Source organism: Hymenobacter sp. H14-R3 (genome assembly GCF_030063445.1).
GTDB lineage: Bacteria > Bacteroidota > Bacteroidia > Cytophagales > Hymenobacteraceae > Hymenobacter.
Genome location: NZ_JASITD010000009.1, coordinates 26151 through 52881, shown reverse-complemented (window position 1 = coordinate 52881; position 26731 = coordinate 26151). Strand labels below are relative to the sequence as shown.

The 26731-nt window shown below is 62.3% G+C and carries 17 protein-coding genes; 9 read left to right on the top strand and 8 right to left on the bottom strand.

From position 1 onward, the window contains the following. The first annotated feature begins 33 nt into the window (after nucleotides 1-33). Nucleotides 34-831 carry a class I SAM-dependent methyltransferase gene (locus tag QMK33_RS10180; RefSeq protein WP_283564479.1) on the top strand — a complete coding sequence of 266 codons (798 nt, stop codon included), beginning with the start codon at nucleotides 34-36 and terminating at the stop codon, nucleotides 829-831. 18 nt (nucleotides 832-849) lie between these two features. Beyond that, nucleotides 850-1728 carry a UbiA family prenyltransferase gene (locus QMK33_RS10175; protein WP_283564478.1) on the top strand — a complete coding sequence of 293 codons (879 nt, stop codon included), beginning with the start codon at nucleotides 850-852 and terminating at the stop codon, nucleotides 1726-1728. Here QMK33_RS10175 and QMK33_RS10170 read toward each other — a convergent pair. Continuing rightward, the gene (locus QMK33_RS10170; protein WP_283564477.1) at nucleotides 1725-2447 is read right to left on the bottom strand and encodes a GAF domain-containing protein; all 723 of its coding nucleotides are present in this window, start codon (nucleotides 2445-2447) and stop codon (nucleotides 1725-1727) included. The two genes, QMK33_RS10175 and QMK33_RS10170, sit on opposite strands and share 4 nt — an antisense overlap. A gap of 92 nt (nucleotides 2448-2539) precedes the next feature. Then, nucleotides 2540-4891, bottom strand: coding sequence for a transcription termination factor Rho (gene rho / locus QMK33_RS10165; protein ID WP_283564476.1), 2352 nt, complete (start codon nucleotides 4889-4891; stop codon nucleotides 2540-2542). A gap of 442 nt (nucleotides 4892-5333) precedes the next feature. Between rho and serS the strand changes: the two genes are divergently transcribed. From serS to QMK33_RS10150, 3 genes are all read left to right on the top strand, one after another. Continuing rightward, nucleotides 5334-6608, top strand: a complete 1275-nt coding sequence (gene serS, locus QMK33_RS10160) for a serine--tRNA ligase (protein WP_283564475.1) — start codon at nucleotides 5334-5336, stop codon at nucleotides 6606-6608. Nucleotides 6609-6835: 227 nt separating this feature from the next. Continuing rightward, nucleotides 6836-7306: a hypothetical protein gene (locus tag QMK33_RS10155; RefSeq protein WP_283564474.1), complete on the top strand. Its 471-nt coding sequence runs from the start codon at nucleotides 6836-6838 to the stop codon at nucleotides 7304-7306. A 114-nt stretch (nucleotides 7307-7420) separates the two neighbouring features. After that, entirely contained in the window at nucleotides 7421-8311 is an 891-nt protein-coding gene (locus QMK33_RS10150) for a DUF2911 domain-containing protein (RefSeq protein WP_283564473.1), read from the top strand. Between the two features lie 152 nt (nucleotides 8312-8463). Here QMK33_RS10150 and QMK33_RS10145 read toward each other — a convergent pair whose 3' ends face one another. The 3 genes from QMK33_RS10145 to QMK33_RS10135 all read right to left on the bottom strand — a co-directional run bounded on the left by QMK33_RS10145 (nucleotide 8464) and on the right by QMK33_RS10135 (nucleotide 14711). Next, complete coding sequence (locus QMK33_RS10145; protein ID WP_283564472.1) at nucleotides 8464-10425, bottom strand: CocE/NonD family hydrolase; 1962 nt, start codon at nucleotides 10423-10425, stop codon at nucleotides 8464-8466. 119 nt (nucleotides 10426-10544) lie between these two features. Next, nucleotides 10545-11921, bottom strand: a complete 1377-nt coding sequence (locus tag QMK33_RS10140; protein ID WP_283564471.1) for an aspartate kinase — start codon at nucleotides 11919-11921, stop codon at nucleotides 10545-10547. Between the two features lie 141 nt (nucleotides 11922-12062). Next, nucleotides 12063-14711, bottom strand: a complete 2649-nt coding sequence (locus QMK33_RS10135) for a PIG-L family deacetylase (protein WP_283564470.1) — start codon at nucleotides 14709-14711, stop codon at nucleotides 12063-12065. Nucleotides 14712-16000: 1289 nt separating this feature from the next. Here QMK33_RS10135 and QMK33_RS10130 point away from each other — a divergent pair. Together QMK33_RS10130 and QMK33_RS10125 are read left to right on the top strand one after the other, a co-directional pair. Continuing rightward, entirely contained in the window at nucleotides 16001-19066 is a 3066-nt protein-coding gene (locus QMK33_RS10130; protein WP_283564469.1) for a PD-(D/E)XK nuclease family protein, read from the top strand. A 344-nt stretch (nucleotides 19067-19410) separates the two neighbouring features. Beyond that, nucleotides 19411-21201, top strand: coding sequence for a chloride channel protein (locus QMK33_RS10125; RefSeq protein WP_283564468.1), 1791 nt, complete (start codon nucleotides 19411-19413; stop codon nucleotides 21199-21201). Between the two features lie 64 nt (nucleotides 21202-21265). Here the strand turns inward: QMK33_RS10125 and QMK33_RS10120 are convergent, their stop codons facing one another. Beyond that, on the bottom strand, nucleotides 21266-22468 hold the full coding sequence (locus tag QMK33_RS10120; RefSeq protein WP_283564467.1) for a cation:proton antiporter: 1203 nt from the start codon (nucleotides 22466-22468) through the stop codon (nucleotides 21266-21268). Nucleotides 22469-22574: 106 nt separating this feature from the next. Here QMK33_RS10120 and QMK33_RS10115 point away from each other — a divergent pair, with 106 nt between their 5' ends. Continuing rightward, entirely contained in the window at nucleotides 22575-23813 is a 1239-nt protein-coding gene (locus tag QMK33_RS10115) for a BaiN/RdsA family NAD(P)/FAD-dependent oxidoreductase (RefSeq protein WP_283564466.1), read from the top strand. 8 nt (nucleotides 23814-23821) lie between these two features. Here QMK33_RS10115 and QMK33_RS10110 read toward each other — a convergent pair whose 3' ends face one another. Both QMK33_RS10110 and QMK33_RS10105 read right to left on the bottom strand, forming a co-directional pair. Further along, on the bottom strand, nucleotides 23822-24574 hold the full coding sequence (locus QMK33_RS10110) for a hypothetical protein (protein ID WP_283564465.1): 753 nt from the start codon (nucleotides 24572-24574) through the stop codon (nucleotides 23822-23824). Nucleotides 24575-24690: 116 nt separating this feature from the next. Then, the gene (locus tag QMK33_RS10105) at nucleotides 24691-24945 is read right to left on the bottom strand and encodes a hypothetical protein (protein WP_283564464.1); all 255 of its coding nucleotides are present in this window, start codon (nucleotides 24943-24945) and stop codon (nucleotides 24691-24693) included. A 223-nt stretch (nucleotides 24946-25168) separates the two neighbouring features. Between QMK33_RS10105 and QMK33_RS10100 the strand changes: the two genes are divergently transcribed. Then, the gene (locus QMK33_RS10100) at nucleotides 25169-26635 is read left to right on the top strand and encodes a diadenylate cyclase (protein ID WP_283564463.1); all 1467 of its coding nucleotides are present in this window, start codon (nucleotides 25169-25171) and stop codon (nucleotides 26633-26635) included. The last annotated feature ends 96 nt before the right edge of the window (nucleotides 26636-26731 follow it).

The following is a 26731-nucleotide window of genomic DNA, read 5'->3' as shown; positions in this document are numbered from 1 at the left end:
CCGGTGGCAAGCTAAAGCTTACCCTACATTCTGTTGAAACTACGCCTGCATTTATTTGAATTTGAGGACTTGCCGTGGTTTCCGGCCACCATCCGAGCCGGGATGATGGACTACCTGCGCTTTATGATTTCGTGGCTGGGCACCTACCGGCCCGTGGCCCCGCTACTGGCCGAGGGCCTGCGCCGCACCGGCCAAACCCACCTGCTGGAGCTGGGCGCGGGCGCGGGCGGCGGCTCCGAAACCGTGCTGGCCGCCCTGCGTGCGCAGCAGGTGCCCCGCGCTACCATCCTGCTCACCGACCTCTACCCCCAGCCCACCGCCTGGGCCGACGTGGCCCGGCGTACCGGCGGGGCCATTCGGGGCCACGCGGCGGCCGTCGATGCGCTGGCCGTGCCGGACGACCTGCCGGGGTTTCGGGTCATTTTTTCGGCCTTTCATCACTTTGCGCCGCCCCAGGCCGAGGCGCTGCTGCGCAATGCCATGGCCGGCGGCCAGGGCGTGGGCGTGTTTGAGGGCGCGGCCAAGAGCTGGCTCGAAATTGGGCTGGCCCTCACGGTGCTGCCGGTGGCGCAGCTGCTGCTCACGCCTTTCTTCCGGCCGTTTCGACTTAGCCGATTGGTATTCACGTATTTAGTACCCATTATACCGCTGGCTACCATGTGGGATGGCACGGTATCCATCCTGCGCATGTATCCGCCGGCGGCGCTGCTGGCCCTGGCCCAGCGGGCCGACCCAGCCGGGCGCTACCACTGGCAGGCTGGGCAGCTGCGCCACTGGTGGGGCCCGCGCGTGACGTACCTGGTGGGTTGGCCCACCCCGCCCGCCGCCTAGCGGCGCTACCTTCGCCTCATGTTGCCGCCCGCCTACCGCCGAGCCTTTGCGCTGCTCCGCCTGCCTTTTTCGCTGTTTCTAATGCCCATCTTCTGGTTCGGCCTCAGCGCATTGCGCGAGCCGTTTAGCTGGGGGCGGGCGGCGGCGGCCTTCGCCATTCTGCACCTGCTGGTGTACCCGGCTTCCAACGGCTACAACTCCTATTATGATAAGGATGAGGGCAGTATCGGGGGCCTGAAAGCGCCGCCGGCTGTTACGCCCGAGCTGCTACACTTGGTTTGGCTGTTCGAAACGCTGGCGCTGCTGGCGTCGCTGCTACTGGGCTGGCCGTTTGCGGCCATGGTGGTAGTGTATATTCTCATCTCGCGGGCGTACAGCTACGAGGGCATTCGCCTCAAAAAATACCCACTGCTGAGCACGGCCGTAGTAGTAGTATTCCAGGGTGGGTTCACGTTTTTGATGGCGCAGGTGGGCGCGGGTGCTTCGCAGCCCCAGCTCGTTGAGCCGACTAATCTACTACTGGCGCTAGTGAGCACGCTATTTCTATGCGGCTCCTACCCACTCACCCAAATATATCAGCACCAAGAAGATGCGCAGCGCGGCGACCGCACCCTAAGCCTGCGGCTGGGCATCCGGGGCACGTTCGTGTTTGCGGCGGGCGGGCTGCTGGCGGGCGCGCTCACCATGGGCGCGGCCTACTGGCTGCGCGGAGAAATCCAAAACCTGCTCATTTTTTTGGTGGCTACCGGGCCGGTGGTGGCGCTGTTCACGCGCTGGGCCTGGCTGGCGTGGCACAACCCGGCGCTGGCCAACTTCGAGTGGACCATGCGTATGAACAAGGTGTCGTCGGTGTGCCTGAGTCTCGCGTTCGTGGTCATATTAGCGCTGCGTGGCTAGCGCCTGGACAGGCGGCTAAAAGCTATTTCAACCTCATACTCAATATCCTGCACGATAAGGAGCCGCTCTTCCTGAATGGCCGCCTGGTAGGCCAATGCGGTCGTGGTTTCGGCCGAAACCTCCCAGCGGGCCAGCGCGGTCAGGGTTTCGATACGCTGCAAGGAGAGGTCAATGCGGGCATTAATGGCTGCCCACAGGGCCGGGGCTTCGGTAGGCAGGGCCAGCAGCTCCAGGTCGAGCAGGCGCATGGTAAGGCTGGCCATGCGCTGCAATACTAATTGCTCGTCGGCCTTAAACGTGCGCGGCTTTTTATCGAGCACGCATAATGAGCCAATGGGCTGCCCATCAGTAGTTTGAATGGGATGGCTGGCGTAGAATGCGATATCCTGCTGCGCTTCCAGGCTTATCCATTCGCAGGGCTGAATGCGCAGGTCAGAGAATACAGTAGTAGTATCCGGCCGGTAAACTGCCACGGCACAAATGCAATCTTTGCGCGCCAGGCGGGTGGCCAACCCGGAGGAATCAACGTTGCCCGGGTAAATTACCTCCTCTGCATCCACCAACGACACTTGGGCCATAGGGGTAGCAAAAAGCATGGCCACCAGTTGGGCTATCTGTTCAAATACCTCGTTTCGAATACCTTGCAGTGCCTTGTAAGGTTGCAAGGCTTGCAGGCGCATGGCTTCTTGCGCAGCAGATATGGGAAGAGCAGCAGACATCAGGAAGAGCAGTTAAAACGAGAAACGGGCCAAATGCCACCCACTTGCGAAGGTAGCATTTGACCCGTCAAATCAGCCGTAAATGGCCTTACTTAACCATTCATAGCTAACAAGAATTCTTCGTTGTCCTTAGTGCCTTTCATGCGGTCCTTCAAGAATTCCATGGCTTCGGTGGCGCTCATGTCGGTCATGAATTTGCGTAGCACCCACACGCGGCTCAGCTCGTCGCGGCTCATCAGCAGGTCTTCGCGGCGAGTGCCGGAAGCCGGAATATCGATGGCCGGGAACACGCGCTTGTTGGCCAGCTTGCGGTCCAGTTGCAATTCCATGTTGCCGGTGCCTTTGAATTCTTCGAAGATAACCTCGTCCATCTTCGAGCCGGTTTCGATGAGCGCCGTAGCGATAATTGTCAGGGAACCAGGGCCTTCGATGTTACGGGCGGCGCCGAAGAAGCGCTTGGGCTTTTGCAGGGCACCGGCATCAATACCACCCGACAAGATGCGCGAGCTGCTGGGCTGCACCGTGTTGTAGGCCCGCGCCAGGCGAGTAATCGAGTCGAGCAGAATCACCACGTCGTGGCCGCACTCCACGAGGCGGCGGGCCTTGTCGAGGGCCAGCTCCGCGATTTTCACGTGGCGGTCAGCCATCTCGTCAAAGGTCGACGACAGCACTTCGGCCTTCACGGAGCGGGCCATATCGGTTACTTCTTCGGGGCGCTCATCAATCAGCAGGATGATGAGATATACCTCGGGGTGATTTTCCGAAATCGCGTTGGCAATTTCCTGCAAGAGCACCGTTTTACCCGTCTTGGGCTGGGCTACGATGAGGCCGCGCTGGCCCTTGCCGATGGGGGCAAACAGGTCGAGCACGCGGGTGCTCACCTGGCTGGGCTTGGTCGAAAGCTTCAGCTTTTCATCGGCAAACAGCGGCGTTAAGTGGCTGAATGGCACGCGGTCGCGTACTTCTTCCACGGTGCGGCCGTTGATGCTGTCCACGTTCACGAGGGCAAAATACTTCTCGCTTTCGCGGGGCGGGCGCATGGTGCAACTCACCGTGTCGCCGGCCTTGAGGCCAAACTGCCGCACCTGCTGCGGCGATACATAAATATCGTCGGGCGAACTGAGGTAGTTGTAATACGGCGAGCGCAGGAAGCCGTAGCCGCCATCGGCCATTAGCTCCATAGTGCCCGAGCCGGGCACCACCAGGTCGAGCTCGGGGGCGCGGGGCGGGCGCTGCGGCTGCGGCTGGCGCTGGCCTTCGTCGCGGCGCTCCTGGGCAGGGGCGTTGACCGCAGCGGACTGGCCGCCAGCTACTTGCTCGCCGGCGGGCTGGCCGTCGGTGCCGGTGCGCTGGCGCTCTTCGCGGCGCTGCTGGCGCTGGGCATCGCGCTGGGCGTAGCGCTCCTCGCGGCTAAGGCGGGGCTGGTCGGTAGCGCCGGAGCCGTTTACGGGGCGTGCTTCGCGGGGCGGCTGGTCGTTGCTGTAGCGGGTTTGGGCGCTGCCGTCGCGCGAGTCACGGTTTTCGGTGCGCGGCTGGTCGTTGCGGCGCTGGTTGTTTTCGCGGGGCTCGCGGCCGTCCCGGTTTTCGCGGTCGAAGCGCTGCTCGCGGGTTTCGCGGCGGTCGGCGTAAGAGCCAGCACTCGCGTCGGCCTCGGGCTGCGGCGTGTCGTCGGACGAAGCTACCGACTGGGGTTCCGCAGCGGGTTCACCGGTTTCGCTGGCGGCGGCCGCCTGGCCGGGCTCGCGGCGGGGCAGCGGCCGGCCGGCGCGGTCCACGCGCTCGCGCCGCTCGCGGCGGAAGGGCGCGCTTTCGCCGGCCGAGTGCGTTTCGGCGGTGGGGTTGGTGGAGGTGGGCGGCACGGTGGCTTCCTCATCGGCTACCGACACAGTGGCCAGGTTTTGCTCATCGGCCTCTACTTTTTCGTAGCGCGTGGGCTGCGGGTGCTCTTCGGCGGCCGGCTGGGGAGCGGCTACTTCGCCAATAACTTCCTGAGGGGCACTGACTTCGTGGACAATCGCTTCGGGAGCAGCTACCGCGGCCGGAGCCGTACCAGCCACATCACTGAACGGCTGCTCGGCGGTGCTGGCGGCGGGCCGGCGGCGGCCGGCTCCACCCCGCGCCCCGCGGGCGGGGGCGGCTTCGGGCGCAGCGGCAGCAGCCGGCGCAGGGGTAACCTCAGCAATCGGCGCGGGCGCGGCGGCAACGGCCGGGGCAGCCTCCGCAGCTGGCGCGGCTTCGACGGCGGGCGCTTGCGGCGCGGCAACCGCGGGGGCAGTCGGCTTTTTGCCGGGGAGCTGCTCGGCGGGCAGGGTGGCCTGGTGGTCCAGGATTTTATAGATAAGGTCCTGCTTGCTCAGGCGCTTGAAGTTGCCGACGCTTAGCTGCTCGGCAATTTCCTTGAGGTCGGACAACAGCCGGTCCTTCAGCTCGTTAAGGGTATACATAGAATAGGGAGGGAGGGGAAATCAGAACGGGGCCGGCCCGCTGCTCAGTAATAAAGGGCGGCCTGCAAGGCCATGCGCCGCCGACCCGGCCCCAGGGGCAAGGAACCAACAACACGAAGCGCCAAAGCGCCACATAACCAACAAAGCGGCAGGCAACAGACAGGAAATGAGTGAGGTGTGAGAAGGGTAGCCGGCAGCTCCACCAAAAGCAACCCGATTGAGCCAGCTACACAGCGAACAAGCCCGGTAGGCTGGCCCGGCCGGCCCCGTGGGCCGGCTTGCTGCTGCAATATTAAGTCATTACGAGCAAATCGCCAATGGGTTTGAAAGAATCGGGGGTTTGCCAGGAGGAATCTGGAATAGAACTAACGGCTTGTCAATTCTCCCTTCTTCCGGCCAAACTTCTCCTTCTTTTTTTTTAGAAAACTACCTTTGCCCCACTATGCTGCAAATTTCTGTATTAAAAGAGCAGACCGCCCGCGTGCTGGCCGGCCTTGCCAAGCGCAATTTTAAAACGGCCGAGGCCGACGTGCAGGCTATTCTGGTCCTCGACCAGCGCCGCCGCGCCCTCCAAACCCAGCACGACGCCGCCCAGGCCGAGGCCAACGAGCTGGCTCGCCAGATTGGCGGTCTCCTGAAAGCCGGCGACAAAGCCGGGGCCGAGGCCCTGAAAGTGCGCACCGGCGAGCTTAAAATTCAAGTAAAAGCCCACGCCGACGAGCTGGCCGAGGCCGAAAAGCAGCAAACCCAGCTGCTCTACAAACTCCCCAATGTGCCGCACGAAAGTGTGCCCGCCGGCCACTCGGCCGACGACAACGAGGTAGTGCGCGAGGGCGGCACCAAGCCCGAGCTACCCGCCGGCGCGCAGCCCCACTGGGAGCTGATTAAGAAATATGATATCGTTGATTTTGAGCTGGGTATCAAAATTACCGGCGCGGGCTTTCCGGTGTATAAGGGCCAGGGCGCACGCCTGCAGCGGGCGTTGATTAACTTTTTTCTCGACCAGGCCCGCGACGCGGGCTACACCGAGGTGCAGGTGCCCATCTTGGTGAACGAGGCTAGCGGCTACGGCACCGGCCAACTGCCTGACAAAGAGGGCCAGATGTACCACGATGCGCAGGACAATCTCTACCTGATTCCGACCTCGGAGGTGCCCATTACCAACCTCTACCGCGACGAGATTATCGCCGCCGACAAACTACCCGTGCGCAACACCGCCTACACGCCCTGCTTTCGGCGCGAGGCCGGCTCGTGGGGCGCCGATGTGCGCGGCCTCAACCGCCTGCACCAGTTCGACAAAGTGGAAATTGTGCAAATCACCCAGCCCGAAAACTCCTACGCGGCCCACGCGGCCATGGTGGCCCACGTCGAAAACCTGTTGCAGCTGCTGGGCCTCCCCTACCGCGTGCTGCGCCTGTGCGGCGGCGACATGGGCTTCACCTCGGCCCTCACCTACGACCTGGAGGTGTGGAGCGCCGCGCAGGGCCGCTGGCTCGAAGTGTCGTCGGTGTCCAACTTTGAGACGTTTCAGGCCAACCGCCTCAAGTGCCGCTACCGGGGCGAAGGCGGCAAAACCCAGCTGCTGCACACGCTCAACGGCTCGGCGCTTGCGTTGCCGCGCATTGTGGCCGCTTTGCTCGAAAATAACCAGACGCCCGAGGGCATCCGGCTGCCGGAGGTGCTGCACAGCTACTGTGGCTTTGGGGTTATCAAGTAGCCTTTTATTAAACTTTACCAGGAATCAGTATACTGGTAATTTCTTTTTTTCGATTCAGCAAATTCTTCTTTAAACACAATTTTTATTCATGTATAAACACTAAAAATCGCAATTTTTAGTGTTTATACATGAAATTTTGGTATCTTTTTTCTTTTTAAAGCTAAATAGCTAGGAGTTGTATTTGTCGGGTGTAGCTTGGAATCATCAACCACTGCACTTGCACTATTATGACAAACCTTACTCGCCTCCGCACTACTTTTCTGGCTTTTATCGCTGGGTTGTTCTGCTGCTTCGCAGCGCAGGCCCAGGATGGGATGAATACCGTCATTATCTCCACCGACGGGGGCATGAGCCTGGCCGCCAACACTGACTTGAGCGCCAGCCCGGCTATGTCGTCTAAGGTATTGAAAATGAACCTGCCACCGGCTCCGGAAACAAACGCCTATTTCTACGACGACTCGCGCAAGGACCTGCACCAGTCCCTGGATTGGATGTTGGAAACCAACGCCGAATCGCCCACCTACTGGAATCTCTACACCGAGGCCCGCATTCGCCTCAAACTGAAAGACTACGCCGGAGCCCGCAGCGCAGCTGAAAAAGCTTACGGCCTGTCGCTCAAGCATATGCCAGCCAGCCAGGAATACGTAATGCTTTGCGCGGCTGTGGTAGCCAAGGCCCACGAGCTAGCCAAGAAGTAGCCGTGAGCTGAAGTAGCCTCCACGCTACGAAAAAGTAAGGAAGCCCGCCCACCCGGCGGGCTTCCTTACTTTTGGGCCGGCAAACACGCGCCGCCCTTTTTCCGTTTGGTGATTATGAACAACGTTGCAATGCACTTCAGCGCCGCCCTGGCGCTCACTACTACCCTGCTGGCGGCCCCCACCGCGCAGGCCCAGATTGCCACCCCGCAGCCCAGCCCCAAAAGCACCGTGATGCAGCGCGTGGGCCTCACCGACGTCACCATCACCTATTCGCGGCCCAGCGTGAAAGGCCGCACCATTTTTGGTGGCGACAAGGCCGTGCTGCCCGCCGGCAAGCGCTGGCGCACGGGTGCCAACGCCACCACGAGCATCAAGTTTTCGGACGATGTGACCGTAGAGGGCAAGAAGGTACCGGCCGGCGAGTACGGCATCTACACCATTCCGGGTGCTACCGAATGGACGGTGGTACTCAACAAGAACCTCAAGCAAGGCGCTGATGTTGACGGCTTTAAGGACGACCAAGACGTGGCCCGCTTCACCATTAAGCCCTATAAGCTGGCCAGTAAGGTGGAGACGTTCACCATCACGTTCTCGGACCTGACGCCCGCTACCGCCAACGTGGCATTTGACTGGGACATGACGGGCGCGAAGTTCAAAATCATGAGCGACGTGGACGGCAAGGTAATGGCCCAGATTGACGAAAAGGTCATCAAAAGCGCCACGCCCGCGGCCAACGACCTGGCCGCCGCGGCCGTGTATTATTACGACAACGGCAAGGATATGAAGCAGGCCCTGACCTGGATTCAGAAGGCCAACGCCACCGACCCCAAGTTCTGGAACGTAAATACGGAGGCCAAAATCCGCCTCAAAATGAAGGACTACAAAGGCGCGATGGCGGCCGCCGAGCAGTCGAAAAAGCTGGCAATGGCCGCCACGCCGCCTAATGCCGACTACGCCAAGATGAACGATGAATTGGTGATGGAAGCCAAGAAAATGGGTAAGTAATGTGCGGTAAGCTTTAGCTTGCCGAATAGTTTTTTGCTCACCAAAAAGCCCCGCTGCCTGATTGGCAGCGGGGCTTTTTGGTGCATGTAGGGTAAGCTTTAGCTTGCCGGCGTGCGCGCCGCCCGCGCCGGCAAGCTAAAGCTTACCCTACCTCATAACACCTTCACTACCAGCTGCGAAGCGTGGGCGGGGTTGTGGTACAGCTTGTGCGTAGCGGCCTGAAAATCAGTCTCATTGGCCTCATAAATGTTCGGCACATACTTCTGCGGGTTTCTATCCACCAGTGGAAACCAGGTGCTTTGCACCTGCACCATGAGGCGGTGGCCCTTGCGAAAGGTGTGCATCACGTCCTGCACGGTGAAGGGTACGGCCGTTACCTCATTGGCTACGAAGGGCTTGGGCGTGGTGAAGCTCTCGCGGAATCGGCCGCGCATCACCTCGGAGCGCACCATTTGCTGGTAGCCGCCGAGGTGCACGCCGGGCGCGGTGCGCGGGTTGTCGGGTGTGTCGTTGGGGTACACGTCGATGATTTTTACCACCCAGTCGGCGTCGGTGCCGGTGGTGGCCACTTGCAGCTTGGCCTCGATGGGGCCGGCCAGGGTCATATCCTCCTCCAGGGGCGGGGTTTGGTAGGTGAGCACGTCGGGGCGGCGGCTGGCAAAGCACTGGTCATCAGTCATGTACTCGCGGGTCATGCCCACGTTGGTAGCCTCGGTGAAGGGCACTGGGTGGGCGGGGTCGCTGAGAAACTGGTCGAACTCGAAGTTGACGCCGGCCATGCGGCGCTCGTTGTCGCCGCTGGTGGGCGGGGTAAACGTGAGGCCGCCGGCCTGCCGGAAGTACAGCGTTTTGGCCTGGGCCTGCTTAGGTGGCCAGGCGTCGAAGGTGCGCCAGCGGTTGGTGCCGCCCTCAAACACGGTGGCCTCGGGCAGGTCGGAGCCGGGCTTGGCGGCTTTCAGGTACGACTTGAAAAAGGGGGCCTCCACGTTTTCCTGGTACCACAGCGAGGGCGAGGGGCCGTAGGCCACGTTGCCCACCATTTCGCCGGTGCCGCGCGCCCAGCCACCGTGCACCCAGGGGCCCATCACGAGGCGGTTGGGCAGGCCGGGGTTTTTCTGCTCGATGGTTTTATAGGTGTTGAGGGCACCAAACAGGTCCTCGGCGTCGTTGAAGCCGCCCACGGTGAGCACGGCCGCCTTGATATCGTGCAGGTGCGGCCGCAGGTTGCGGGCCTGCCAAAAGGCATCGTAATCAGGGTGTTGCATAAGCTGATTCCAAAACGCCACCTTGCCATTGTAGTACTGGTCGTTGGCATTTTTGAGTGGACCCAGCTTCAGAAAAAAGTCGTAGCCATCGGGGGTGCCGTGCTTGACGCCAGGGTTGCCCACGGCCGTGGGCTGGGGCCGCGCCTGCCCAAAGCTGTACAAAAAGTTGAAGGCGTGGGGCAAAAAGAACGCCCCGTTGTGGTGAAAATCATCCCAGAACCAGTCGGCAATCGGGGCCTGGGGCGAGGCGGCTTTCAGGGCCGGGTGGCGGCTCAGCAAGCCCGCCGAGGTGTAGAAACCGGGGTACGAGATGCCCCACTGGCCCACGCGGCCGTTGCTTTTGGGGCCATGCCTGAGCAGGTACTCGATGGTATCGTAGGTGTCGGTGCCCTCGTCGGTGTCGTTTTTGGTGGCGTGCTTCTCCAGCGCGGGGCGCATGTCGAGAAACTCGCCTTCGGACATATACCGGCCCCTAACATCCTGATAAGCAAAAATATACCCCTCGCGCATCATCAGGCTATTAGGGCCAAGGCTGGCCTTGTACTTGGTGGCCGGGTACGGCCCAATGGCGTAGGGCGTGCGGTTGAGCAGGATGGGGTAGCGCACCTGGCCGGCATCCTTGGGCGCGTACACGATGGTGTAGAGCTTCACGCCGTCGCGCATGGGCACCTGGTAGGTCGTTTTGGTATAGTGCTGCTGAATGTAGAGCGTGTCGGCGGCCAGCTGGGCTTTATTTTCCGCATCGGTAACCGACTGCGTGGCGGGTGGCAGGGCAAGCTGGGCGCGGGCGGCGGGCGCCACCAGCAGGCCTAAGGTGAGCAGGAAAGCAGCGGGCAGAAGTTTTTTCATAGCAGCAAAGTAGCGCGAACTTTCCAGTTCGTGCGCGAGCGCAGCGAGCATCCGGAACCGCTCGGCGCGAACGGCGATGCTCGCTGCGCTCGCGCACGAACTGGAAAGTTCGCGCTACGCTACCCCAATGCCTTGTTGAGGGCAATAATGGCGTTTTTATAGTCTTCGCGCGCCAGGATAAACTGGATGTTCACCTTGCGTAGCGCGAAGCCCGCGCTGCGGATATTGATGCCCGCTTCGGCCAGCGCACCGGCGGCGCGGGCCAGCAGGCCGGGCTGGTCGATGTTGGAACCGATGAGGCAAACCATCGACGAATTTTCGACGGTTATTTTCTCATACTTGGCTTCCAACTCCTTGATAAGCTGCGGCTTCAAGTCCTTTTTCCAGATGAGCAGCGAGATGCTGTTGGCGCTGGTAGCCTTGAAGATGTAGCTGATATTGAGGTCGAAAAACGCCTGCATGAGGTGCAGGTCGAAGCCAGCGGTGCCCACCATAAGGGGGTCGTAGATGTCAATCATCACCACTTTATCGGTGCCCGTGATGACCTCCACGTGCTTGTGGTCGGCCACAAAATCGCGGGTGATGAGCGTGCCGGGGTGCTCGGGGTCGAAGGTGTTTTTAATGCGTAAGTCTATCGCGTTGATTTCCAAAGGCTTGGAAGCCTTCGGGTGAATCGCCTCCATGCCTACGTCGGCGAGCTGGTCGGCCACGTCGTAGTTGGTGAAGCACACGGGGTGGCACTGGTCCACGCCCACCAGGTTAGGGTCGGCCGAGCAGAGGTGGTATTCCTTGTGAATGATGGCCTCCTGGGGCCGCACCGCCACGGCTATCTTGCTGAAGGTCACCTCCGAATAGCCCCGGTCGAACTCGCGCATAATGCCCTCCGTGCCCTTGGTGTAGCCGGTGGCAATGCAGATGGTGCGGGCAAAGTCGATGCCCGCAAAAGCCTGCCTGATGCGCTCGTCAATGGTGAGGGGCTGGGCATCGCTGAAGCCGCTGAGGTCAACCAAAGTGGCATTTAACCCCTTGTTTTGCAGTATGTTAACAGAGTTGAAGGCCGAGTGCGCCTCCCCGATGCTGGCCAGGATTTCGCGGGCCGCCTGCAAGATATTGTAGCTGTTGACGTAGCCCGAGGCCAGCACGTTGGTGAGGCTGGCGAGGTAGGTTTGGGCCTGGCCCAGGCGCTCATCCACGAAGGCGTTGGCCGCGGCCAGGTCGAGGCCCAGCGGGGCGTAGGTTTTGTTGAGCTCCTTGAGCTTGCCGGCCACGTCATGCAGGGCGGCCCCAAACTCCTGGTTTTCGCTGATGCGGTGGTACACGCCAGGCGCGCCGGTTTTCTTGTTTTCCAGCAGCCAGTTGGTAACGCCGGCGTAGGCCGACACCACAAAAATGCGGTTGTAGAGAGCGGCGCCCGCGCGGTGGTGGAAGATGATGTTCTGGAGAACATCGGCGAAGGCGGTCATGGAGGTGCCGCCGATTTTTTCTACTGTGAGCATGATAGCCCCACCCCCCGGCCCCCTCCCCTACGGGGGAGGGGGAGCCACGGCAGCGTGGATGAAATAAGGGTGAATAACAAACAAGCCGATTGAGTGATACTCAACCGGCTTGCAAAGTAAAAGCGAAACCCACGAAACGCACTATTTGGCGTGAAGTCGTGGCTCCCCCTCTCCCGCAGGGGAGGGGGTTGGGGGGTGGGGCTGTGACTCCACCAAATTGGCCAAAATGCGGAACGCCCCCGGCACACCGGCCGGCAACTCACGAAACAGCGACAAGCCGGTGTAGATGTAGCGGCCCTTGCCGTACGGAGCCACCAGAATGGCGCTTTGCTTATCGGCCTCGCCGGGGTCGTGGCTGGCGATAACCGCTTGGTAATGAGTATCCCAGGCCGAGGGGTAGTACAGGCCCTGCTCCTGCACCCAGCCGGTAGCAAAGTCGGCGGGCGTGAGCTTGTTGGGGGTATTGAGCACCGGGGCGCTGGGGGTGAGAAAGGTAACGGGCGTGTTCTCCACCGTTACGCGGTCGTTGGAGAGCGTGAGGGGGTACGGGCCAATCTGGGGCAGGATGGTGCCGCGGTTCACCACGTATTGCACCAGCATGGTGCCGCCGTTTTCAACGTATTTCAGCAGCTCGGGCTGGTGGGTTTTGAGTTGCTCCAAGGTGTTGTAGGCGCGCACGCCGAGCACCACGGCATCGTAGCGGGCGAGGTGCGCGGCGGTGAGGTCGGTGGCGGGGTTGAGCAGGGTCACGGCGTAGCCGAGCTGGCGCAGGGCCTCGGGCACCTCATCGCCGGCGCCCATGAGGTAGCCAATAGTTTTGGTGTGGCCGCGCGCCACGTTGAGCTTTACCAGCGGGGCCGTGGCCTCGGGAAAGAGCGTTTGGGTCGGAATGTGCGGGTAGATTATCTGCTGAATGCCCCGGCTGTATTTATCGGTGCCCACGGTAGCCACAGCGCGCAGCTCACTTTTGCCCTCGGCCGCGCTGGCCAGCGGGCGCAACATAAAGTTGACAGTCTGCTCGTCGTCCTTGTTTTGGAGGTTAAAGGCCACCGTGGCCGGCTCGGCCTGCCAGCCGCTGGGTACCTGCAAGGCCAGCGACCCGGCTACCCCGGCCTGGCCGGCGCGCAGCGTCACGGGCACTTGCTTGGGCTGCTGGTCGGCAAAGACGTAGGCGCGGGCGGGCGGGATGTTGACCATTACTGGCGGCACTATCACCAAGGGCTGATAGAGCTCGCCCAGCACGGGGTCGGTGTGCTTGTATTGAACGGGGACGGTGATGGATTTAAAGCGATTCTCTCCAACTGCGTAGCGGAAAGTAGCAGTAGCAACCGGGCCATTTTCGGGTTGGCCACGCACAAAATGCGTAATGCTAAGATAGTCTGACTCAGGTTCCGTAAACTTATACATCCCTACTGAACCTGGTTCGCGCAGCCAGTAAGGTTGCGAGATAAGGACGTTGTTGAATCCCTTGAGTGGAATTATGCCAGTTGCGTGTTTACCGGTGCTCAGCTCGGCGGCTTGCTTGGGGTCAAGGCCTTCACCATCAAGCGTGATGGTGGTCGCATCCCCAATGAAGTGCATTCTGGCCAGCCTGACTTGCTCTAGCTTTATAGGCAGGCCTGACCGATTAAGAATGTCGTAGGTAACGGTTGCCTCGCCACCACTGGTCAGCGTAGGTTCGCTGACGGTTGCTTCGGCATAAATACCCACACAGGCTTGCGTCAGCACGGATTCTTCCTCCAACTTCTCACGAATCCAGAAGTAGTCTTTGTTCCCTATCATCAGCGACGCAAGGCCCTGAAAGACCTTTTCCAACCCCGCCACGCTGGCGCTTGGGTTGCTCGCATCATATTTCCGAATCACCTCCTCCACCATTTTGCCAACAGCCGCGCCGCCCGGCACGCGGTCCCAGGTCTGGTCGATGCCTTCGAATAAATCCGCTTTGGCGGGGGTGCCTTTCACAAACTGGAAGTACTCGATGGCCTCGCCGCGCTGGGCGGCCGCGCCGAAACCCTGGCTACGGTGGCTGGAGCGCGAGCGGGCCGCGATTTCGCCGTAGCTCTGGCCCAGCAGCGGGTTGTAGCCGCCGGCGTCGAGCTTGAGGTAGCCGTCCATGTTTTCGCCGGGCTTCACGAAGTAGCTGCCGGTGTTCCAGTACAGGCGCTTGGGCTGCCAGGCTTGCACGTATTTGAGCTGCTCGGGGAAGCGCTTGGGGTCGCCGGCGGCGTCGAAGGCCTCGGCGGCCAGGATGGCGCTGGCCTGGTGGTGGCCGTGGCCGGCGCGGGCATCGGGTGGGAAGCGGGTGATGAGCACATCGGGTCGGCGCTGGCGGATAACCCACACCATATCGCTGAGCACCTGCTCCTTATCCCAGATGGTGAAGGTTTCGGCCGAGGTCTTGCTGAAGCCGAAGTCGTTGGCGCGGGTGAAATACTGGTGCGCGCCGTCGATGCGGCGGGCCGCCAGCAGCTCCTGCGTGCGGATTACGCCGAGCTGCTCGCGCAGTTCGGGGCCAATGAGGTCCTGGCCGCCGTCGCCGCGGGTGCAGCTGAGGTAGCTGGTTTCGAGCTGGCGGCCGTTGGCGAAGTAGGCCAGCAGGCGGGTGTTTTCGTCGTCGGGGTGAGCGGCGATGTACATCACCGAGCCCAGCACGTTGAGCTTTTTCAACCCCAGCAGAATTTCGGAGGAGGTGTAGGTTTTGGGCGCTTGGGCGTGGGCAGTGAGCAGCGCGCAATGCGCAAGAAGCAGCGCCAAAGCCAGGCGGAGAGCGGGGCGTAAGGAAAGGGGCATAGAAGGCAAACCGGTTTGGGCCGTGAAGTTACCGGGAGCCGGCAATTGGCCCAGGTCCGCCGGCAATTGGCCCAGGTCCGCCGGCAAAGCCGGCCGACCGGTTGTCGCGTGAACGAGGCAGGAACGACACCTGCACGACACCCGCACAACTGGCCACGCGGCGCATACTTCAACCAGTCAGCCGGCTTCGCCGGCGGACCGGAGCACCTAGCCCAGGTCAGCTTTTTTAATTTAATTAATTGGCAATCAATTACTTATTACCATAATATTCCTATCGCTTACCCGACGGGGGCGAGCGGCGCCGCTTAAGGATGGGCTGGCTTCGGGCGCTGCCAGGCCGCGCGCGGGCGGCAGCGGGGGTATTTTGGTGGGCTCGGGGGTAGAGCCGAGCGGGCAGTTGGCCGGCACCTGAGTGCTAGCGGGAGCATAAGCGGCGCAGTAGCCAGCCGCCCAGCAGTTGCCGCAGCCCCCGGTGGGGCGGGGGGGCACAACTACCTCAGGAGAAGATACTATACTAGCGTAGGACATATAAGCAGAAAAGAGAGGGCAGAGCCGGCCGCAGGACATTAGTCGGTGCCTTACCTACTCCCAGGTCCTTAATTTGGATTTTTACTATTCTCCCCCTTAGGCCAACACTGACTTTTTGTGGCTGAACCAGATGATTTTCTTGGCCTATATGAAAAAAATACACTAGCCCGGCTTAATTAACTTGCTCAAGCCTGTTAAACGAATCATTATTTTATTGTACTATCACCAGAAATCACGTAATCATGTAAAGCAAAAAACCGTGGTACTACCCAAGGGCAGCACCACGGTTTTCAAGAGAAGGCTGGGCCTTCGGGGCGCTGGCCTAGCGGCGGCCAGCGTGCCGGGAGCCCGAGCCAGGGGTGAGCGGGCAGGCGGGCGGAGGCTGGACAAAGCTATTGGGCGCAAAGCCGGCGCAGTACCCGGCCGCCCAGCAGCCAACGCAGCCTCCAGCCAGAAATGGCGTTTCCAGCTGGCCTTCCGCTCGCGGAGCGGTGGTTGTCGTGTAGTTCATAGCAGTCAGAAATAAGAGAGTGAGTGTATTATCGACCCGCTGGGCCCGGCGTATGGAGAATCTCCACCCGGCCAGGCCGCCCAGACCGACAGCTTTTAAATATCGCCGCCCGCCCCATTCTTTACCCCAGGCGCTAAGTAGATGGCCCGTCTGGCTTACCGAACGGGCCGCCTGGCCGGCCGAGCAAAAACCTCAATTTGACGCCGGGCGCGGCCCCGGCCGGTTGCCAGCGGCCGTATCTTTGGGTAGTATGCTACCCTCTCCCCTACCGGCTGCGCCCCCGCGGGCGGCCCCGGTTTCGACCCTCTCCTTCTTGGCCGATGTGGCCCGCGAGCTGCTGGCCACCCACGATGCCGAGGCCCTGGCCGACCTTGTGGTGATTGTGCCCACGCGCCGCGCCGTGGTGTACCTCAAAAACGAGCTGGCCCTGGCCACGCCCGAGGGCCAGGCGCTGTGGTCGCCGCGCATTGCGGCCATGGAAGACTACCTCGTGGAGCGCGCCGGCGTGCAGGTGGAGGAGCCCATTGCCCTGCAACTGCTGCTATTTGACATCTTTAAGGAGATTGACCCCGACTTGCAGTTTGACCACTTTGTGGGCTGGGGCGGGCTGCTGCTGCAAGACTTTTCGGCCCTCGACCAGCACCTGGCCGATACCAAGGCCATTTTTACTTACCTGGCCGAGGCCAAGGCCCTGGAGCGCTGGCAGCTCGACCCCGAGCTGAAAACCACGGGCCTCGACCGCTACTTTGGCTTCTGGGGGCAGCTGCACCGGGTGTATCTGCGCTTCAAAAAACTGCTTAAGCAGCAGCACCTTGCCTACCCGGGCCTGGCCTACCGCCGCGCCGTGCAGCGCCTGCGCGCCGAGCTGGCCGACGTGCAAAAGCCCCTGCCCGCTCCCCACGTATTTGTGGGGTTGGGCGGCCTCAGCCTGGCCGAGGAAACGTTTATCACGCTGCTGCGCAAGGTGGGCCGGGCCGATATTTATTTCGACGGCGACCCGTTTTACCTCGAAGCCGACACGCCCAACCGCGCCGGGCAGGCGCTGCGCGGCTACTGGAAAAAGTGGGACCTGCCCCGCGATACCTTCACCTACCAGGAGCACCTGCGCGAGCGGCCCCACCACCTGCGCATGCTGGGCGTGGCCAATGCCAGCATGCAGGGCAAGCTGGCCGGCCAGCTCCTGGCCGAGGCCCGGCAACTGAACCCCACCGCCACCGTGGCCGTGGTGCTGCCCGACGAAACCCTGCTGCTGCCCGTGCTCCACGGCCTGCCGCCCGCCGAGCTGGTGCCCGATTTTAACGTGACTATGGGCCTTAGCTTCCAGAGCACGGCGCTGTTCAACCTCGTCGATTTGCTGTTTGAGGTGCACCTCACTGGCATTCGGGAGGGCGAACCAGGGCCCGATTATGGCGTGCCCAAGTACCACCACCTGGCCGTGAGCAAGCTGCTGGCGCACCCGTTTTTGCGCCGCTACCAGCAGTGGCAGGATGCCCAGCCCGACCAGCCGCAGTACCACAAGCTGCTCGACAATATTTGCAGCGAGATTGTGAAGCGCCACCTGGTGCTGCTGCCCGCCACCGACCTGCTGCGCCTGGGCCACGGCCACCCGCTCATGGAGGCGCTGTTTAAAACCTGGGACAACTGCGACCAGATTATAACCGCCTGCTACACAATCATTGAGCTGCTCAAGCAGGTGTACGACCACGCCCACGAGGGCATGGAAACCGAGTATCTGTACCTGTTTTATACGCTGGTGCGGCAGCTCGACTCGGCCTTCAGCAGCCGGGCGCAGCGGCTGAGCGTGCGCTCGTTTCGGCGGTTTTTGTATGACCAGATGCGGCGCACGCGCCTGCCCTTTGCCGGCGAGCCGCTGGCCCAGGTGCAGCTGATGGGCCTGCTCGAAACCCGGGCCCTGGATTTCGACCACGTTATCATCCTGAGCTGCAACGAGAACACGCTGCCGCCGCCCAAGCGCCAGAATTCGCTGTTTCCGTACGATGTGCTGGCCGAGTTCCGGCTGCCCACCTACGCCGACGCGGAGGCCAACGCGGCCTACAACTTCTGGCGGCTGTTGCAGCGCGCCGGGCGCGTCGATTTGGTGCACGTGCTGCCCGGGGCCGAGGGCGTGCGCACCGGCGAGCGCAGCCGGTTTCTGCGCCAGCTGGAGTTTGACCTGGCCCCCCAAAACCCGCGGCTGGTGCTGGAAGACCAGACGGTGGAAGTGCTTATTAAGGAGGAATCAAGCATTGCGAATGAAGAATTGGGAATAAAGAAGGAGGCATCAACCACTGATACTTCTTCCTACTTTATTCCCAATTCACACTTAACCAATGACTTAGTCTTGGTCAAGGATGAGGCCATGCTCACCGGCCTGCGGGGCGTGCTAGAGCGTGGCCTCTCCCCTTCGGCCCTCAATGAATACCTGGGCTGCTCGCTCAAATTCTACTTCTCGCGCCTAGCCAAGTTTCAGGAGAACGACGAGGTGGAGGAGGCGCTCGGGGCCGATGGCTTTGGCACCGTGGTGCACGATGCGCTGGAGCAGCTGCTTAAGCCGTTTGAGGAAGAAGACCGCGAGCTCACGGCCGCCGACCTGCCCGCCATCATCCAAAAAGTGCCCGCCGAGGTGCACCGCCAGCTGCGCCAGGAGGGCGAGGAGCGCCAGGCTCGCCCCGACGATGGCCTCAACCACGTGCTGGGCCAGGTGGCTACCCGGCTCATTCGCAAATACTTAGAAAGCCTGCCCGGCCAGCCGGGCCTGCTGCCGCTGCGCATTGCCTCGCAAGAAAAGCCGATGGCCGCCACCGTGTTTGTGGACTTGCCGGGCCGCGCCACCCGGCTGCCCGTGCGCGTGCTGGGCCGCGCCGACCGCATCGACGCGCTGCCCGACGGCCGCCGCCGGGTGGTAGACTACAAAACCGGCCTCGTGGAGCGCCGCGAGCTCAACCTGCGCGGCACCCAGAAGCCCCTCAACGCCCCCGACACCGTGGCGCGCCTGCTCACCGAGTCGAGCAGCGGGGCCGACAAGGTGCGGCAGCTCTGGCTCTACCGCTTCATGCTGGAAAGCGACGAAACCCACCCCGCGCCGCCCAATTCGGAGGCCGCGATTATGTCGCTGCGCAAAATTGACGAGGGCCTGCTCAGCGCCCCGCTCGACTTCATCACCGAAGGCACCGGCGAGCCCAACTTCCTCAAAGCCAGCGCCGAGCTCATCGGCCGCCTGGCCCTGCGCATGCTGGACCCCGCCGAGCCCATCCGCAAAACCGACGACCTGGCCAAGTGCGAGTATTGCCCCTACCGGGGCATTTGCGCACGCTGATTTTTCAAGCATCAGGTAGCAGGTAGCAGTTGGCCTGACGCAAAAAGGCTCGTCATTGCGCGCGCAACGCAGTGGAGCGCGGCAATCTTTCCTTCACGTTATAGTTACTAATCCAGTGAAGCGAACGACCAGGAAAGATTGCCGCGCTCCACTGCGTTGCACTCGCAATGACGAGCCTTTTTGCCCAAGTCTCACAAGTAGCATCTGGCTGAATTAGGGCGTAACCTCGTAGGTACTGGGTAGTTGGCCCAGGTGCTTACCGGCGGCGGGGCAGCAATTGCCGGTCAACCGCAAATGCCGCCCGGCTTGATAATTGATGCGTGCTACCGGATATTTGAAAAGCTATGCAGAAAAGCCTCGTTCACCGTCTGCTCAACCCCTTGTTACTGTGGCGCTTGCGCCACGTGAGTGAGCGCGTGTACGTGGTATGGCTGGCGGGGCTGGTGGGCGTGCTGGCCGGCCTGGCGGCGGTGGCACTCAAAACGGCGGTGCACTGGCAGCAGGCCCAGCTGGCCGCGGCCGTGACGGAGCCCAACCGGGTGTTTGCGCTTTCTATTTACCCCGTTATTGGCATCACGCTTACCGTGCTGGTTACCAAGTACTTGCTGGGGGGCGAGCTGGGCCGGGGCATTGGCCCCATTATTTACAACACGGCCCGCGAAAACGCCATTGTGCCGCGCTCCAAGCTGTATTCGCAGCTCATCACGGCGTTTCTAACGGTATCGTTTGGCGGGTCGGCGGGCACCGAGGCCCCTATTTCGGTAACGGGCGCGGCCATTGGCTCCAACGCGGCGCGGGTGCTGCGGGCGGGCCGGCGGCGGCGGCGGCTGCTCACGGGCTGCGGGGCGGCGGCGGGCATTGCGGCCATCTTCAACGCGCCCATTGCGGGGGTGCTGTTTGCGGTGGAAAGCATTTTGCTGGAGCTGCCGGCGCAGTATTTTATTCCGCTGCTCATTTCGTCGGCTACGGCCACGGTAGTGTCGAAGGCCCTGTACGCGGGCCAGCCGTTTGCGCTCATCACCAACTCGTGGGTGGTCGATACGGTGCCGTTTTACCTGGTACTGGGGTTGCTCATGGCCCTGCTCTCGGTGTACATGATTCGGATGTACCACTGGTTTGACCACTTTTGGGCGCGCTGGCCGGGGCTGCGCTGGCAGAAGGTGCTGGCCGGCGGCACGGCGCTGGGCACGCTCATTTTCCTGTTTCCGCCGCTCTACGGCGAGGGCTACACCACGGTGGTGGAAAAGCTACTGGCCGGCGACGCGCAAAGCCTCACCGACGGCAGCCTGTTCTCCGTGTATGGCGATAACAACGTGTGGCTGCTGCTGATTCTGGTGTTTTTTACCATGCTCATGAAAGTGGTGGCCACCAGCGTCACGGTGGGCGCGGGCGGCAACGGCGGCATGTTTGGCTCGTCGCTGGTGGCGGGCGCGCTGGGCGGCTTCCTGTTTGCGCGCCTCGTGAACATGACCGGGCTGGTGGCCATTCCGGAGGTGCATTTTGTGGTGCTGGGCATGGCCGGGGTGCTGGCGGGCGTGGTGCACGCGCCGCTCACGGCCATTTTTCTCATTGCCGAAATCACGGGCGGCTACGCGCTATTCGTGCCGCTAATGTTCGTTACGAGCTTTTCCTACCTCATTACCAAGCACTTCGAGCCCTACTCGGTGTACACGCGCAAGCTCACGCTGAAGGGCGTGGACGTGTACGCCAACCGCGACCGCGACCTGCTCTCGCGCCTCGACCTGCACCGCCTGCTCGATACCGACTTCCTGACTCTGCGGCCCAATGCCACGCTCGGCGAGCTGGTCGATGTGTTTCGCCACGCCCACCGCAACGTGTTTCCGGTGGTGGGCAAAACCGGGCTCCTGCGCGGCATCATCAGCCTCGACATGGTGCGCGACACGCTCTTCGACGACGCGCACTACACCACCATCAAACTCAGTGAGTTGATGCAGAAGCCCGCGGCCGTTATCAGCCCCACCGACAGCGTAGAGCACTGCCTCGACCTGCTGGAGCGCACCGATAGCACCTCGCTGCCCGTGTGCGATGAAGAGGGCAACTACCTGGGCTTCATTGTAAAAGCCGCCATATTAGCCCGTTATCGCCGCGAGCTGATTGAGGAAGGCCAAGCGTAGGGTAATGGGCAATGGGCAGAACCTAATCGTCGGTCATTGCGCGCGCAATGACCGACGATTGGAATCAAAACTCAATCGCCGCCGTCTGGCGCTGGTGGCTGACTATCAGCCCTATCATCATCAGCACGCTGGTGAGCAGGATAACCACGAAGAGGATATTCTCGCTCACGTCACCGAGGATGTGGTGGGTCGGAATGCTGTAGAAAAGCAGCACCGTAATCAGCCCTTTGGGGGCGATAAACAGCTCGGGCATAAGGTCGGTTTTGGCCACGAAGCGCAGGTAGAGGTAGCGCAGCGCCGTGAGCACGGCCACTATCAGCACGCCCTGCTCCAGCAGCTGCCAACTCATGAGGTTGGCCAGGGTGATGGAGTAGCCGAAGAGCAGAAAAAAGAACGTGCGGATGAGAAATGCCGACTCGGCCGTGATGTTCTTGAGTTGGTGCAGGTCGGGGGCCAGGTCTTCGGCCGTGAAACCGCGCCAGCCGGTGCGCAGCCGCAGCCAGCCCAGGAGCAGGTCGGCGTTGTTCACGGCCAGGCCAAAGGCCAGCACCAGCAGCAGCGACGAGAGATGCAGCTGCTTGGCCAGGCTGTACATTAATACCAGGAAGGCGAAGAGCAGGAAGAACTTGACGTGCTCGCGCAGGCGGCCCAGTAAGAAGCTCAGCACCACGGTACTTACAATGGCTACCAACAGAATTAATATCACGCCCCGGCCGAAGGTGAGCAAGCCCTGGCCCTGGTAAAAGTCCTCCTGGTCCACAAAATTGAACAACATGATGCCCAGGATGTCCGAAAACGTGCTTTCGTAGACAATAAACTCCTGCTTGTCGCCGGTGAGGCCGGCCACGCTCGGGATGGCGATGGCGCTGCTGATAACCACCAGCGGCACGGCATTGAGCAGGCTGGTTTGCCAGCTGGCACCCAGCCACAGGTGCAGCAGCCCGCCAATGGCGGCCGCCTGGGCCAGTAGCATAAGGGCCGCCGCAAAGAACGAGCGCCGGATAAGCGGCACCTTATCGCGGCTCAGGCGCAGGTCGAGCGCACCCTCCAACACAATCATTATCAAGCCAATAATACCAAATATCTCCAGCAGCGTTTTGGGCACCCGGAAGTCTACGCCCTGGTACCCGGCCCACTGCCGCAGGCCAATGCCGGTGAGCAGCAGCAGCAGCACCGAGGGCACCCGCGTGGCCCGCGAGGCCAGGTTGAACAGGTAGGATAAAATAACGGCCAGGCTCAGGCCAATCAGGATACTATAGGAACTCATGGCCCCAACGTACGGCCGGCCCCGGCAAGCCGTTGCCCTGGCAGAACGAAGTAGCGGCCCAGACCGCCGCCGACCGCCCCAAACCAAGTACGCGTATTTTTGCGCCATGTCCTCCCCTATTCCCGCGCATTTGGCCAGCGCCCCGGCCCCGCTGGTGGCCGTGGTGGGCGGCGGCCCGGCCGGCCTGCTGGCCGCCCAGCGCCTGGCCGAGGCCGGCTACCGGGTGCGCGTGTTTGAGCAAAAAGCCACGGTGGGCCGCAAGTTTCTGGTGGCCGGCCACGGCGGCTTCAACCTCACCAATGGCGAAGACGCGGCCGCCTTTGCCGGGCGCTACGGCGCGGCCGGCGCGCTTTTTCAGGGGGTATTGGCCCACTTCTCGCCCGCCGACCTGCGCCAGTGGGCCGCCGGCCTGGGCATTGCCACCTTCGTGGGCAGCAGCGGGCGCGTGTTTCCGGAGGCGCAGCACACGCCCGCCGACCTGCTGCGCGCCTGGCTGCGCCGCCTGGCCGAGCTGGGCGTTGAGCTGCATACCCGCCACCGCTGGCTGGGCTTTGCGGGCGAAACCGGCCTGCACTTTTCAGACGAAAAAACCGGCCAGGAATTTACCCTGGCGCCCGCCGCCACCGTGCTGGCCCTGGGCGGCGCCAGCTGGCCCCAAACCGGCTCCGATGGCCACTGGACGCCGCTATTGGCCGCCATCGGTGTGCCCAGCCAGCCCTGGCTGCCCGCCAACTGCGGGGCCGAGGTGGCGTGGTCGGCCTTTTTTAAGGACAAAGTGGGCCGCGCGCCCCTCAAAAACATTGCCCTCAGCTGCGGTGACCACACGGTGCGCGGCGAAGTCATGCTCACCGACTACGGCCTGGAGGGCACACCCGTGTATGCCCTCACGCCGCAGGTGCGGGCCGCGCTGGCAGCGGGCGGCCCCGCTACCTTCAGCCTGAACCTAAAGCCCGACCTGGCCCCGGCCGAAGTGGCGCAGCGGCTGGCGCGGCGGCGGCCGGGCACCTCGCTGCCGGCATTTCTGGCCAGCGCATTTCACCTGAAGCCCCCCGTGCCCACGCTGCTACGCGAACTGGCCGGGCCAGCGGCCGACCTCACCGGCAGCCTTACGGCGCTGCCCATCCCGGTAAAGGGCCTGCGGCCCCTGGCCGAGGCCATTTCCTCGGCGGGCGGCGTGCCATTTAGTGAAGTGGATGAGCACCTGATGCTGCGCCGCCGCCCCGGCACCTTCGTGGCCGGCGAAATGCTGGACTGGGAAGCCCCCACCGGCGGCTACCTGCTGCAAGGCTGCTTCAGCACCGGCGCCTGGGCGGCGGGGGGCGTGGCGCGGCTGCTGGCGGGCTAGCCCGGCGGCTACGGAAACTCCGCTACCCGTTCCTGCACGTAGTCATACAGGGTTTCGAGCAGCAGCGGGCGGCTTTGGTCGAAGCCTTGCTCGGCAGCCCGAAACGCCGGGTCTTTGGCAATTCGGGCCTTCATCCGCAAAGCTTGCGGCAGGTTTTTAGCTTTAGAAGAGGCTCGAAAGTGCTCTTGAAGATGGCGGGCCGTGCGGAGGTAACCGGCTACCACGGGCAGTTGCAGCTGCTGCTCTATCACGGTGGCTATTTCCGCCAGCCAAAAGTCCAGGGCATAGTCAAACCCCTCGTAGTCTTCGTATTCAAACCACTCATTTAGTGCCACCACGCAGTAGTGCGGCGGGCTTAGGGTAGCGGTGAGGCGGCCCAACGGCAGCCAGTGCCCACCCATATAGCCTGGCTCGTACCTGATGGGCGTGGCGTGGGCAACCTCCCTGCATAAATGGGGCAGGGCTTCGGCCTTGCGGGTGGCGTAGCGTTGCAGCACCAGCTCGGTGGCTGTGTGTTGCTCCCGCGCTACTTCGTTCAGCACGCGGTCTAAGTCGTAGTGCAGCCGCAGGAGCTTTTCGAGCGCGGCGGCGGCGGATATGCCCGTTTTATCTTGAATTTGCTGGCAGTAAGCTGTTTGCACTTGCTGCACCGCCTGGTCAAGGTTGCCCGCTACGGCAGTCAGCACTTGCAGGGCTTCTAGCAACCCAACGGGAATACGCTGCCGCAACAGTCGGGCCGCGGCTAAGTACTGCTTACTCATGCGGGAACACTCTTACCCTGAAATAACTGCTTGCGCGGGCCAACTAGCGCGAAACAACTCGGCTTTAAATGTAAGTGCTTTATAAGCAGTTAATTATCTAACTATAAAAGCTTGGCTTACGTCCGCTCTACCTTTTTCCCCTCGGCTTCCTTCAGAATCTGGCGGGCTTCGCGCAGCAGCTGGCGGCCAGGGTCCAGCTCGTCGCGGGCGATGAGGGCGAACAGTAGCAGAAACGACACGATGGGCAGCAGCCAGCCCAGCGCAAACCACAGCCAGAACGAGCGCCCGCGCGAAGCGGCGCAGTAGCCCGTCATAATGGGAATAAAAGACAGTGCCACCACCATCACCAAGAGCATGTCGACGAAGAGCATAAGCAGGGCAGCTGAGAGGAGAGGGTCGCGGTGGCACGCGCACGCGCGCGTTGGCCACCCGAAGGTACGAACAAGAATACGTAAAATGTGGTGCCTTTGCCGTGAAAACGTTACTATTAGCTCCGTTTCTACGTATGGGCAAAAAGCCAGTGCCGTCTGCGTATGCGTGGGTGGCCCTTCCGGCCCTGGCGGCCATCGCCCCATCGCCCCCCGACTGCCACCTATGTGGGAACACCAAAGCTTGTTTCGCGTTTCGGCTCAGTTATTTGCCGAAGGTATTTTTAATTTGCTCGACCGCAATTTGCGGCCTGAGGTTTTTTTGTTGGGCCTGGCATCGGGCCGGGAGGAAGACGACCCGCAGAGCGTGGTAGTGGAGCCCACCAGCCTGCGCTACACCCCGGCCGAGTTTGGCAGCATCAAAACGCTGGCCGCCGCCTTTGAGGCCAGCGACCTGAGCCCGCGCGACAACGTGTACCACCTGCACCCGCAGGACCACGACCGCATGGAGAAGCAGCACTGGTACGAGCTGGTGTGCAAGGCCACCGACCAGGTGCTGCAAGAGATAGTGGCCAAGCGCGGCGAAAAGCGCCGCTGCTTTTGCAGCACGCCCCTCAGCCTCAATGGCTACCTGGTGGTGGTGGTGATGCAGCTCTCGGCCGACACCTACGACTCGTACTACACGCTGCCTGGCAAGCCCGGGCCCAACCGGCCCTCGTCGCTGCCCCACGCGGCGGTGCTGGAGTTTTTGCACGAGTGCACCCGCGCCCTGCGCGAGGCCGACACCGCCGACAACGAGCAGCCGGTGCTGGACCGCGACTACAACGAGGTGTTGCGCGGCGCGGGCCGCCGCCTGATGCTGCGCATTTCGCCCGGCAATGCCCACGGCCTGTATGATGCCTGCCTGGGCGTGGCGGCCCTGCGCCACGAGGGCGACGAGGGCCGCGGCACCATGCTGCTGGGCCGCCGCCAGCACGCGGCCATTACGCCGGTGCTGACCCTGGAAACCCCCGTGCCCCTGCGCGACCACCGCTCCATTCGCAAGCTGCTGGAGCTCACGGAGGGCGCCACGGGCCTGGTATCAGACGCGTCGCACGTGTTTGGCCTGGGCCACTCCGTGGAGGCCCACTCGCCGCAGTACGAGCCCCTGGCCACGGTGCACTTTACCAACCACTACGGCTGGGAATTGCGCCACGCCGGCCACACCCTCATGCGGGTGGTGAGCAACACGCCGCGCCTGCCCCAGGGCAAGGTGCAGGCCGACAACTTCGCCCGGGTTATCCGGCAGGTGTTTCCCGAAACCACGCCCGAGGGCGGCGAGTACCTCTGGGAATTAGCTCTGGAGGCCTCCAACCAAAGCCACGGCACCATGCTGTGCATCACGGCGGGGGCCAAGCCCGAGGCCGAGCGCATGCGCCGCCAGTGCTTCCGGGTGGTGCCCCGGCCCATGACGGCCCCGGTGCTGCGCCAGGCCAGCAGCATCGATGGGGCGGTGCTCATTGAGCCCAGCGGGGTGTGCCACGCCATTGGGGTTATTCTCGATGGGCAGGCCACCGAAAAGGGCGACAGCAGCCGCGGGGCGCGCTACAACTCGGCCGTGCGTTACGTCAGCTCGTCGCCCTACCCCTGCCTGGCCATTGTGGTGAGCGAAGACGGCTGGATTGACTTGCTGCCCTCGGTGGTGGTGAAATAAGTAGTTGATAATGGGTAACGCAGGCAGGATGCGCCGACGGTTTTGGTCGTCGGCGCATCCTGCCTGCGCGCAAAAACGGCCAACCGGGCTTTTCTT

What these genes read in the sequence shown, in the direction of transcription:
- QMK33_RS10175 (WP_283564478.1), top strand. Translation starts at nt 850, where the DNA reads ATGTTGCCGCCCGCCTACCGCCGAGCCTTTGCGCTGCTCCGCCTGCCT.
- QMK33_RS10170 (WP_283564477.1), bottom strand. Translation starts at nt 2,447, where the DNA reads ATGTCTGCTGCTCTTCCCATATCTGCTGCGCAAGAAGCCATGCGCCTG.
- rho (WP_283564476.1), bottom strand. Translation starts at nt 4,891, where the DNA reads ATGTATACCCTTAACGAGCTGAAGGACCGGCTGTTGTCCGACCTCAAG.
- serS (WP_283564475.1), top strand. Translation starts at nt 5,334, where the DNA reads ATGCTGCAAATTTCTGTATTAAAAGAGCAGACCGCCCGCGTGCTGGCC.
- QMK33_RS10155 (WP_283564474.1), top strand. Translation starts at nt 6,836, where the DNA reads ATGACAAACCTTACTCGCCTCCGCACTACTTTTCTGGCTTTTATCGCT.
- QMK33_RS10150 (WP_283564473.1), top strand. Translation starts at nt 7,421, where the DNA reads ATGAACAACGTTGCAATGCACTTCAGCGCCGCCCTGGCGCTCACTACT.
- QMK33_RS10145 (WP_283564472.1), bottom strand. Translation starts at nt 10,425, where the DNA reads ATGAAAAAACTTCTGCCCGCTGCTTTCCTGCTCACCTTAGGCCTGCTG.
- QMK33_RS10140 (WP_283564471.1), bottom strand. Translation starts at nt 11,921, where the DNA reads ATGCTCACAGTAGAAAAAATCGGCGGCACCTCCATGACCGCCTTCGCC.
- QMK33_RS10135 (WP_283564470.1), bottom strand. Translation starts at nt 14,711, where the DNA reads ATGCCCCTTTCCTTACGCCCCGCTCTCCGCCTGGCTTTGGCGCTGCTT.
- QMK33_RS10130 (WP_283564469.1), top strand. Translation starts at nt 16,001, where the DNA reads ATGCTACCCTCTCCCCTACCGGCTGCGCCCCCGCGGGCGGCCCCGGTT.
- QMK33_RS10125 (WP_283564468.1), top strand. Translation starts at nt 19,411, where the DNA reads ATGCAGAAAAGCCTCGTTCACCGTCTGCTCAACCCCTTGTTACTGTGG.
- QMK33_RS10120 (WP_283564467.1), bottom strand. Translation starts at nt 22,468, where the DNA reads ATGAGTTCCTATAGTATCCTGATTGGCCTGAGCCTGGCCGTTATTTTA.
- QMK33_RS10115 (WP_283564466.1), top strand. Translation starts at nt 22,575, where the DNA reads ATGTCCTCCCCTATTCCCGCGCATTTGGCCAGCGCCCCGGCCCCGCTG.
- QMK33_RS10110 (WP_283564465.1), bottom strand. Translation starts at nt 24,574, where the DNA reads ATGAGTAAGCAGTACTTAGCCGCGGCCCGACTGTTGCGGCAGCGTATT.
- QMK33_RS10105 (WP_283564464.1), bottom strand. Translation starts at nt 24,945, where the DNA reads ATGCTCTTCGTCGACATGCTCTTGGTGATGGTGGTGGCACTGTCTTTT.
- QMK33_RS10100 (WP_283564463.1), top strand. Translation starts at nt 25,169, where the DNA reads ATGTGGGAACACCAAAGCTTGTTTCGCGTTTCGGCTCAGTTATTTGCC.